At 76.0% G+C, this 10,693-nt stretch carries 2 protein-coding genes; both read left to right on the top strand.

Annotation, left to right across the window (positions count from 1 at the left end):
* Positions 1-3,942 (top strand): SDR family NAD(P)-dependent oxidoreductase (locus tag ACGF5C_RS33810; RefSeq protein WP_393308329.1); only part of this gene is annotated, 3,942 nt, incomplete at its 5' end.
* Between the two features lie 47 nt (positions 3,943-3,989).
* Positions 3,990-10,693: type I polyketide synthase (locus ACGF5C_RS33805; protein WP_393308331.1), on the top strand; the 6,704-nt coding region annotated here is incomplete at its 3' end.

The following is a 10,693-nucleotide window of genomic DNA, read 5'->3' as shown; positions in this document are numbered from 1 at the left end:
CGGCTGCTGACGAACCTGGCCACCGCGCACGCGATCGGCCTGCCCGTCGACCTGACGAAGGTCCTCACGCCCGCACCGACCGTCGACCTGCCCACCTACGCCTTCGACCGGGACCGGTACTGGCTGGAGGCCCCCGCCCACCGGGTGCGGGACGTCAGCTCGGCCGGCCTCCAGGACGCCGGGCACCCGCTGCTCAGCGCGGCCGTACCGGTCGCCGACGACCAGACGGTGGTGTTCACCGGGCGGCTGTCCGTGCGTACCCACCCGTGGCTGGCCGACCACGCCGTCGGCGGGACGGTGATCGTCCCCGGCACCGGCCTGATGGACATGGTGATCCGCGCGGGCGACGAGGTCGACGCCGGCCAGGTGGGCGACCTGGCCCTGATCAGCCCGCTCGTGTTGCCGCCCGCCGGCGCCATCCAGGTGCAGGTGCGCCTCGGCGCGCCCGGCGACACCGGCGAGCGGAGCGTCACCGTGCACTCGCGCCCGGAGGAGGGCGGAGACGCGGAGTGGACCCGGAACGCGGAGGGCCTGCTGCTGCCGCAGCTCCCCGCCCCCGTGGCCGTACCGGGGGAGTGGCCCCCGGCCGACGCCGTCGAGGTCGACGCCGACCTGGACGCCTGGTACGCGCAGACGGCCGAGCGCGGGCTTGGCCTCGGCCCCGCGTTCCGTGGCCTGCGCCGGCTGTGGCGTCGCGACGACGAGGTGTACGCGGAGGTGGTGCTGCCCGACGCGGTGGCCGCCGAGGCGTCCCTGTTCGGCCTGCATCCGGCCCTCTTCGACGCGGCCCTCCAGGCCACCGGGCCCGCCGGGCTGCTCGGCGACCCGGCGGACGCCACCGGCACCGGCTGGTTGCCGTTCGCCTTCCGCTCGGTCACCCTGCACGCCCACGGCGCCACCCGGCTGCGGGCGCGGCTCCGCTCGCTCGGCCCGGACACGGTCGCCGTCACCCTGGCCGACCCGGCCGGCCAGCCGGTCCTCACGGTGGAGGCGCTGACCTTCCGCCAGGTCGCCGCCGGCCGGGCCGACGAGGCCGCCGCGCTGCGGCGCACCTCGCTGTTCCACCTGGACTGGACGCCGCTGCCGGCGATCGACGCGACCGCCGGGAGCACGACGCGCTGGGCGCTGCTCGGCGACGACTCCCTCGGCCTGGCCGACGCGTTGGCCGCCGCCGGCCACCCGGTGGCGGGCCACCGCGACCTGGCGGATCTGGTGGCCGCGCTGGACGGCGGCGGCGACGTACCGGATGTCGTGGTCGACCTGCGGGCCGGTCCGGACGCGGCCCCGGTCCGGGCCGTCGCGGACGCGCACGACGCGACCCGGGACGCCCTGGCGCTGGTGCAGCGGTGGCTCGCCGAGCCGCGGCTGGAGCAGACCCGCCTGGTCCTGCACACCCGGGGTGCGGTCGCCGCCGCGCCCGGCGAGGCCCCCCGCGACCTCGCCAACGCCGCCCTGTGGGGGCTGGTCCGATCGGCGCAGTCCGAACACCCCGGCCGGTTCACGCTGCTCGACACCGACGACGCCGCCTCCTCCCGTGCCGCGATCGCGGCTGCGGTCGGCTCCGGCGAGCCGCAGCTCGCGGTCCGCGACGGCGCCGTCCTGGTGCTCCGGCTCGCCCGGGCGCGGGACGCCGGGGTGCTGTCGCTGCCCGGCGACGAGGCGCCGTGGCGGCTCGACGTCACCGAGAAGGGCACCCTGGAGAACCTGGCCCTGCTGCCCGTCCCGACCGGGGCGGACGAGGTGCCGGAGGGACACGTCGTCGTCGAGATGCGCGCCTCCGGGCTCAACTTCCGGGACGTGGTGCTGGCCCTCGGCATGGTCCCCGACCAGGAGGTGCTGGGCAGCGAGGGCGCCGGCGTGGTGCTCCAGGTCGGCCCGGGCGTCACCGACCTCGCGCCCGGCGACCGCGTCATGGGCATCATCTCCGGCTCGTTCTCCTCCGTCGCGGTCACGGGCCACCGCATGCTCACCCGGATCCCCGACGGCTGGTCGTACGCCGACGCGGCCGCCATGCCGGTGGTCTTCCTGACCGCCTGGTACGGGCTGGTCGAGCTGGGCCGGCTGAAGTCCGGGGAGTCGGTGCTGGTGCACTCGGCCGCCGGCGGCGTCGGCATGGCCGCCGTGCAGATCGCCCGCCACCTCGGCGCGGAGGTCTACGGCACGGCCAGCCCCGGCAAGTGGCCGGCGCTGCGCGCCACCGGCTTCGACGACGCGCACATCGCGTCCTCGCGCACCCTCGACTTCGTCGACGAGTTCCGCGAGGCCACCGGCGGGCGCGGCGTGGACGTGGTGCTCAACGCGCTCAGCGGCGAGTTCGTGGACGCGTCCCTGCGGCTGCTGGCCCCCGGCGGCCGGTTCGTCGAGATGGGCAAGACGGACAAGCGGGACCCGCGGCGGGTCGCGGCCGCACACCCCGGCGTGAGCTACCAGGACTTCGACCTCATGGTGGCCGGCCCGGACACGATCAGGCGGATGCTGGACGAGCTGATGGCGCTGTTCGCGAGTGGCGCGCTGCGGCCGCTGCCCCGGCGCACCTGGGACGTCCGGCGCGGCCCCGAGGCGTTCCGCTTCCTCAGCCAGGCCCGACACGTCGGCAAGCTGACCCTGAGCATCCCGCAGGTGCCGCGGCTCGACGGCACGGTGCTGGTCTCCGGCGCCACCGGGACCCTGGGCGCGCTGCTCTGCCGGCACCTGGTCACCGCGCACGGCGCCCGGCACCTGCTGCTGGTCAGCCGGCGCGGCCCGGACGCCAAGGGCGCGGACGAGCTGTTGGCCGACCTCAAGGCGCTCGGCGCGGACGTGTCGATCGTCGCCGCCGACCTGGCCGACCCGGACGCCGTCGCCGAGGTGCTGTCCATGGTGGACACCCGGCATCCGCTGCGCGCCGTCGTGCACACCGCCGGTGTCATCGACGACGCCACCGTCGAGTCGCTCACCCCGGACAGCCTCGCCGCGGTGCTGCGGCCGAAGGTCGACGCGGCCTGGAACCTGCACCGGGCCACGCTCGACCGTGAGCTGACCGCGTTCGTGCTCTACTCCGCCGCCGCCGGCCTGTTCGGCGGGCCGGGCCAGGGCAACTACGCCGCCGGCAACGCGTTCCTCGACGCCCTCGCCGAACACCGGCGGGCCCTCGGCCTGCCGGCGGTCTCCCTGATCTGGGGCCTGTGGGCGCAGGCCAGCGGCATCACCGGGCACCTCGACGCCGTCGACCTGCGGCGGCTGGAGCGCAGCGGCCTGGTGGCGCTCACCAACGACGAGGCCCTCGCCCTGTTCGACGCGGCCTGGCGCTCGGAGCGGGCGGTGCTGATGCCCGCGAAGATCAACACGGGCATGGCGGCGTCCGGCGCGCCCGTCCACCCGCTGCTGGCGGCCCTGGTCCGCCCCGCCAGCCGGCGGGCCGTCGCCGCCGAGGCCGCCGGCGGGCAGGCGTTCGTCGACACCCTGCGCGCCCTTCCCGCGGACAAGCGGGAACGCGCCCTGCGCGACCTGGTGCTGTCGCACGTCGCCGTGGTCCTCGGCCGCGGCGACTCGGCCGCCGTGGAACCGACCAAGGCGTTCCGGGAACTCGGCTTCGACTCGCTCACCGCGGTCGAGTTGCGCAACCGGCTCGGGGCAGCCACCGGGCTGCGGCTGCCGGCGACGCTGGTCTTCGACAACCCGACGCCGGCGGCGCTCGCCGCGTACCTGGCGACGCAGTTCGACCTCGCGGACACGGCAGCCGACCGGTCGGCGGGCGCCGGACGGGAACTCGACCGGCTGGAGGCGGCGCTCGCCGGGCTCGACCCGACCGACGTCGAGTTCCGCCGGATCACCGACCGGCTGCACGGCCTGCTGGACCGGCTGACCGAGCGGCAGTCCGACGCGGACGGCGACGACGACCTGGAGTCCGCCACCGCCGAGAACATCTTCGACCTGATCGACCGCGAGCTGGAGACGTCGTGACCGCCAGCCGCAAGAACATCGGCAAGCCGAGTGAGGGTGGGTCCACGGTGAGCAACGAGGACGAGAAGTACGTCGAGTACCTGAAGCGTACGACCTCGGAGCTGCGGCGTACCCGGCGGCGGCTGCGGGAGCTGGAGGCGCGGGACTCCGAGCCCATCGCCATCGTGGCGATGAGCTGCCGCTACCCGGGCGGGGTCGACTCGCCCGAGCAGCTGTGGCAGCTCGTGCGCGACGGCGGCGACGGGATCGGCCCGTTCCCCGCCGACCGGGGCTGGGACCTCGACCGGCTCTTCCACCCCGACCCCGACCACCCCGGCACCAGCTACGTCCGGGAGGGCGGCTTCGTCTACGGCGCCGGGGACTTCGACGCCGACCTGTTCGGCATCAGCCCCCGCGAGGCCCTGGCCATGGACCCGCAGCAGCGGCTGCTGCTGGAGACGTCCTGGGAGGCGTTCGAGCGGGCCGGGCTGCCGCTGCCGACCGTGCGGGGCAGCCGTACCGGGGTGTTCGTCGGGGCCGCCTCGCACGGCTACGACGCGGTGATCGCCCAGGCCGCGACCGAGAACGGCGAGGGGCACCTGCTCACCGGCAACTCCACGAGCGTCGTCTCCGGCCGGGTGGCGTACACCCTTGGCCTGGAGGGGCCGGCGGTCACCATCGACACCGCGTGCTCCTCCTCGTCCGTGGCGATCCACCTGGCCGTCCAGGCGCTGCGTAACGGCGACTGCGAGCTGGCCCTCGCCGGCGGCGTCACCATCATGCCCACCCCGGCCGTGTTCGTCGGCTTCAGCCGGCAGCGCGGGCTCGCCGCCGACGGGCGGTGCAAGGCGTTCGCCGCCGCCGCCGACGGCACCTCCTGGTCGGAGGGGGTCGGTATGCTGCTGCTCGCCCGCCTCTCCGACGCCCAACGCCACGGGTACCCGGTCCTCGCCGTGGTCCGCGGCAGCGCGGTCAACCAGGACGGCGCGTCCAACGGCCTGAGCGCCCCGCACGGCCCCTCCCAGGTGCGGGTGATCCGGCAGGCCCTCGCCAACGCCCGGCTCGCTCCCGAGCAGATCGACGTGGTGGAGGCGCACGGCACCGGCACCCGGCTCGGCGACCCGATCGAGGCGCAGGCCCTGCTCGCCACGTACGGACAGGACCGGGGCGAGGTCGCCCCGGTCCTGCTGGGCTCCGTCAAGTCCAACCTCGGCCACACCCAGGCCGCCGCCGGCGTCGCCGGCGTGATCAAGATGGTGCTGGCCATCCAGCACGGCATCGTCCCGCCCACCCTGCACGTGGACCAGCCGTCCCCGCACGTCGACTGGACCGCCGGGGCGGTCGCGCTCGCCACCGAGGCGACCCCGTGGCCGGCCGTGGACCGGCCGCGCCGGGCGGCGGTGTCGTCGTTCGGGGTGTCCGGCACCAACGCGCACACCATCATCGAGCAGGCCCCGACGCCGGAGCCCGCGCTGGACGAGCCGCCGACGGGCGACCGTCCGGTCGTCCCGGTGCTGCTCTCCGCCCGATCCGACGCAGCCGTCGCCGCCCAGGCCGGCCGCTGGGCCGCCTGGCTGGCCGACGCCGACGGCGACGCCCGCCCGCTCGACGTCGCGTACTCGTCGGTGGTCTCCCGGTCCGTGCTGGACCACCGCGCGGTGATCGCCGCCACCGGCCGCGACGACCTGGTGGCCGGGCTGCGGGCCCTGGCCGCCGGCTCGCCGGCCGGCAACGTCCTCGCCGGTACGGGTTCCGCGCGCGGCCAGCTCGCCGTGCTCTTCTCCGGCCAGGGCGCGCAGCGCGCCGGCATGGGCCAGGAGTTGTACGGGACCTTCCCCGTCTTCGCGTCCGCGCTGGACGAGGTGTGCGGGCACCTGGACCGGGCGTTGCCGCAGCCGTTGAAGACGGTGCTGTTCGCCGAGGCGGGATCGCCGGAGGCGGACCTGCTGGACCAGACGGTGTTCACCCAGGCTGGCCTGTTCGCGGTCGAGGTCGCGTTGTTCCGGCTCGTCGAATCGTTCGGTGTGGCGCCGGATTTCGTGGGCGGTCACTCGATCGGGGAGATCACCGCGGCACACGTCGCGGGTGTGCTGTCCCTGGAGCACGCGTGTGCGCTGGTGGCCGCGCGGGGTCGGTTGATGCAGGCGCTGCCGGCCGGCGGCGGGATGCTGGCCGTCGCCGCGTCGGAGGCCGAGGTGCTGGCCACGCTGGACGCGCTCACCGACCGGCTGGGCGTCGCGGCGGTCAACGGTCCGACCTCTGTGGTGGTGTCGGGCGCCGTGGAGGCCCTCGACGAGGTGGAGCGGGTCTGGCGGGAGCGGGGTGTGCGTACCCGCCGGCTGACCGTCAGCCACGCGTTCCACAGCCCGTTGATGGAGCCGATGCTGGCGAGGTTCCGGGCCGTCCTGGGCCGGCTGACGTTCTCGGCGCCGGTGTTGCCGGTGGTGTCGAACGTGACCGGTGCGCTGGCCGACGGCGAGGAGATCCGCACCGTCGACTACTGGGTGCGGCACGTCCGGGAGGCGGTGCGGTACGCCGACGGCGTGACCGCGCTCCGGGCCGCCAGGGCGGGCACGTTGCTGGAGGTCGGCCCGCAGAGCGTCCTGACGGCGATGGCCGCGGACATCCTGCCCGCCGACGACGGCGTGCTGTCCGTGCCCACCCAGCGGCGGGACCGGCCGGAAACGCACGCCCTGCTGGCGGCCCTGGCCGAGCTGCACGTCCACGGCGTCCCGGTCGCCTGGGCGCAGTGGTTCACCGACACCGGTGCGGCCCGGGTGGATCTGCCCACGTACGCGTTCCAGCACGAGCGGTACTGGCCCGAGGTCGACGGCACGACCGCCGCGTCGCCCGAGCGGACCGACGGCGCCGAGAGCGACTTCTGGGCCGCCGTCGAGCGCGGCGACCTGCCCGCCGTGGCGTCCCACCTGGCCGTGCAGGACGACCCGGCCGCCGTGGAGGCCCTCGCCCCGGCCGTACCGGTGCTGTCGACGTGGCGGCGGACCCGCCTGCGCGACGCCGCGCTGGACGCCTGGTCGTACCGCATCACCTGGGACCAGATCCACCCCGCCCCCACCCCGTCCCTCCCGGGCCGCTGGCTCGTCGTCACCCCCGCCCCCCTCCCCGCCGATCTTGCAGTTGCGGCCCCCGAGACGGGTGGAATGTGGCTTTCGCCGGGGCCGGAAGTGCAAGATCGCGGAGAGTGGGGCGGGGTTGTCGACGCGCTCCGGCGGGGCGGGGGGGATGTCGACGTCCTTCGGGTCACGCCTGGGGCGGGGCGGGGGGAGTTGGGCACGGCGCTGCGGGAGCGCGGCGAAGGCGGCTGGGCGGGGGTGCTGTGCCTGCTGCCCGAGCGGGACGAGCCGTTGCCCGACGCGCCCGCCGTACCCGCCGGGACGGCACTGCTGCTCACTCTCGTCCAGGCCCTCGCCGACACCGGACTGCCCGGCCGGCTGTGGTGCCTCACCCGGGGCGCCGTGTCCGTCGGCGGCGGCGAGAACGTCGCGGGCCCTTCGTCCGCCGCGGCCTGGGGCCTCGGCCGGGTCGTCGCCCTCGAACAGCCGGACCGCTGGGGCGGCCTGATCGACCTGCCCGCCGTCGAGCCTGGCCGGGGCGCCGTCGGCGCCGGGTCGAACCCGGCCGGCCGCCTCGACCGGGCCGCCGGGGACGCGCTGCTCGCCGTCCTCGCCGACGCGGGCCACGACCAGGTGGCGATCCGCCCGCAAGGCGTGCTCGAACGGCGGCTCGTCCCCGCCACCCCGCCCGCCGGGGCGGCCTGGCGGCCCTCCGGCGCCGTCCTCGTCACCGGTGGCACCGGCGCGCTGGGCCGGCACGTGGCCCGCTGGCTGCTGGCCAACGGCGCCGCCGAGGTGGTGCTCGCCTCCCGGCGCGGTCCGGACGCCCCCGGCGCGGCCGAGCTGGTCGCCGAGCTGGGCGCCGCCCGGGTGGTGGCCTGCGACGTCACCGACGCCGACGCCGTCACCGCCCTCGTCGCCGGCCTGCCCGGGCTGACCGCCGTCGTGCACACCGCCGGGGTCGTCGACGACGGCATCCTCGACGGCCTCGACCTGGCCCGGATGCAGGCCGTCCTCGACGGCAAGGTCCGCGCCGCGCAGGTGCTCCACGACGCCACCGCCGGCCGTGACCTCGACGCGTTCGTGCTCTTCTCCTCCCTCGCCGGCGTCGTCGGCAGCGCCGGGCAGGGCAACTACGCGGCCGCCAACGCGTACCTCGACGCGTTCGCGGCGTGGCGGCGCGGCCAGGGGTTGCCCGCCACCTCCATCGGCTGGGGAGCCTGGGCCGAGGACGGCATGGCGGCGGCCACCGCCGCGCTGACCGCCCGGCTCACCCGGGGCGGCCTCAACCCGCTGCCCGCCGCCGAGGCGGTCACCGCGCTCGGCCGGCTGGTCAACACCGCCGAGCCGGCCGTCACGGTCGCCGATGTCGACTGGGGACGCCTCGCCGCCGCCTGGGGCGGTCCGACCCCGCTGATCGCCACCCTGCCCGGGGTGCCCACCCGGCCCGCCGGGACGGTCCGCGCCGTCGTCGTCGGCCGGTCCCTGCCGCAGCTCACCGAGCTGGTCCGCACCCAGGCCGCGGCGGTGCTCGGCTACCCGGCCGGCCAGCCGCTGCCCGACCGCACCTTCCGCGACCTCGGCTTCGACTCGCTCACCGCCGTCGAGCTGCGCAACCGGCTGACCGCCGAGACGGGCATGACCCTGCCCGCCACCCTCGTCTTCGACCACCCCACCGTTGCCGAGCTGGCAGCCCACCTGCACGGCCTGACCGCCGGTCACACCCCCGGCGAGGTGGTCGCCGACGGCGCCGGCCTGCACCGGGAGCCCATCGCCATCGTCGCAATGAGCTGCCGCTTCCCCGGCGGCGTGTCCTCTCCCGAGCAACTGTGGGACCTCGTCGCCGCCGGCACCGACGCGATGACCCTGATGCCCGGCGAACGCGGCTGGAACCTCGCCGAGCTGTACCACCCGGACCCCGAGCACCTCGGCACCAGCTACGTCCGGGAGGGCGGCTTCCTCGCCGGGGCCGGCGAGTTCGACCCCGCGTTCTTCGGCATCAGCCCCCGCGAGGCCCTGGCCATGGACCCGCAGCAGCGACTGCTGCTGGAGGCCAGCTGGGAGGCGTTCGAACGGGCCCGGATCGACCCGACCGCGCTGCGCGGCAGCCGCACCGGCGTGTACGTCGGCACCAACGGGCAGGACTACGGCTCCCTGCTGATGGCCGCCGGGGACGTCGACGAGAACTACCTCGCCACCGGCGTCAACGCCAGCGTCATCTCCGGGCGGCTGGCGTACACGTTCGGGCTGCACGGCCCGGCCGTCACCGTCGACACCGCCTGCTCGGCGTCGCTCGTCGCGATGCACCTCGCCGCGCAGGCCCTGCAGGCGGGGGAGTGCGACCTCGCCCTGGCCGGCGGCGCCACCGTCATGGCCACCCCCGGCATCTTCGTCGGCTTCTCCCGGCAGCGCGGCCTCGCCGCCGACGGCCGGTGCAAGCCGTTCGCCGGGGCCGCCGACGGCACCGGCTGGGGCGAGGGCGTCGGCCTGCTGGTGCTCCAGCGGCTCTCCGACGCCCGCCGCGACGGCAACCCGGTCCTCGCGATCGTGCGGGGCAGCGCCGTCAACCAGGACGGCGCGTCCAACGGGCTCACCGCCCCCAACGGCCCCGCCCAGCAGCGCGTCATCCGGCAGGCCCTCGCCAACGCGCGGCTCACCCCAGCCCAGGTCGACGTCGTCGAGGCGCACGGCACGGGCACCACCCTCGGCGACCCGATCGAGGCGCAGGCGCTGCTCGCCACGTACGGGCAGGACCGGCCCGCCGACCGGCCGCTCTGGCTGGGCTCCATCAAGTCGAACATCGGCCACACCCAGGCCGCGGCCGGTGTCGCCGGCGTGATCAAGATGGTCCTCGCGATGCGGCACGGCGTCCTCCCGCCCACCCTGCACGTCGACGAGCCCACCCCGCACGTCGACTGGTCCGCCGGCAGTGTCGAACTGCTCACCGAGGCCCGTCCGTGGGAACCGGTCGACGGCGTACGCCGCGCCGGGGTGTCCTCGTTCGGGATCAGCGGCACCAACGTGCACACCATCCTCGAATCGGCACCCGCCGAGGAGCCCGCGCCGCAACCGGCGGCCGACGGGCCGGCCGGCGAAGTGCCCTGGGTGCTCTCCGGGCGTACCGCCGAGGCACTCGCCGACCGTGCCCGCGACCTGCGGGACCACCTGGCGGAGGTGCCGGACGCCGAACTCGGCGACGTCGGGTGGTCGCTCGTCGCCACCCGCGCGTCCCACGACCACCGGGCGGTGGTCTTCGCCGCCGAGCGGGAGGAGTTGACCGCCGCGCTGGACGCGCTCGCCGAGCGCCACCCCGCGCCCGAGGCCGTCACCGGCATCGGTGCGCCGGGTGAGGTGGCCTTCGTGTTCCCGGGTCAGGGTTCGCAGTGGGTGGGGATGGCGGCGGAGTTGCTGGACAGCGCCCCGGTGTTCGCCGAGAAGCTGGGGGCCTGTGCGGAGGCGTTGCGCCCGTACGTGGACTGGTCCCTGCTGGACGTGGTGCGTGGTGTGCCGGGCGCGCCGTCGTTGGAGCGGGTCGATGTGGTGCAGCCTGCCCTGTTCGCGGTGGGTGTGTCGTTGGCGGCGCTGTGGGAGTCGTACGGTGTGCGCCCGTCGGCGGTGGTCGGGCACTCCCAGGGTGAGATCGCGGCCGCGTACGTTGCCGGGGCGTTGGCCCTTGAGGACGCGGCGGCGGTGGTGGC

The organism is Micromonospora sp. NPDC047620 (assembly GCF_043205005.1).
Taxonomy (GTDB): domain Bacteria; phylum Actinomycetota; class Actinomycetes; order Mycobacteriales; family Micromonosporaceae; genus Micromonospora.
Note: the sequence above shows the minus strand (reverse complement) of the source record. Positions and strands in the feature narration are given on the sequence as shown.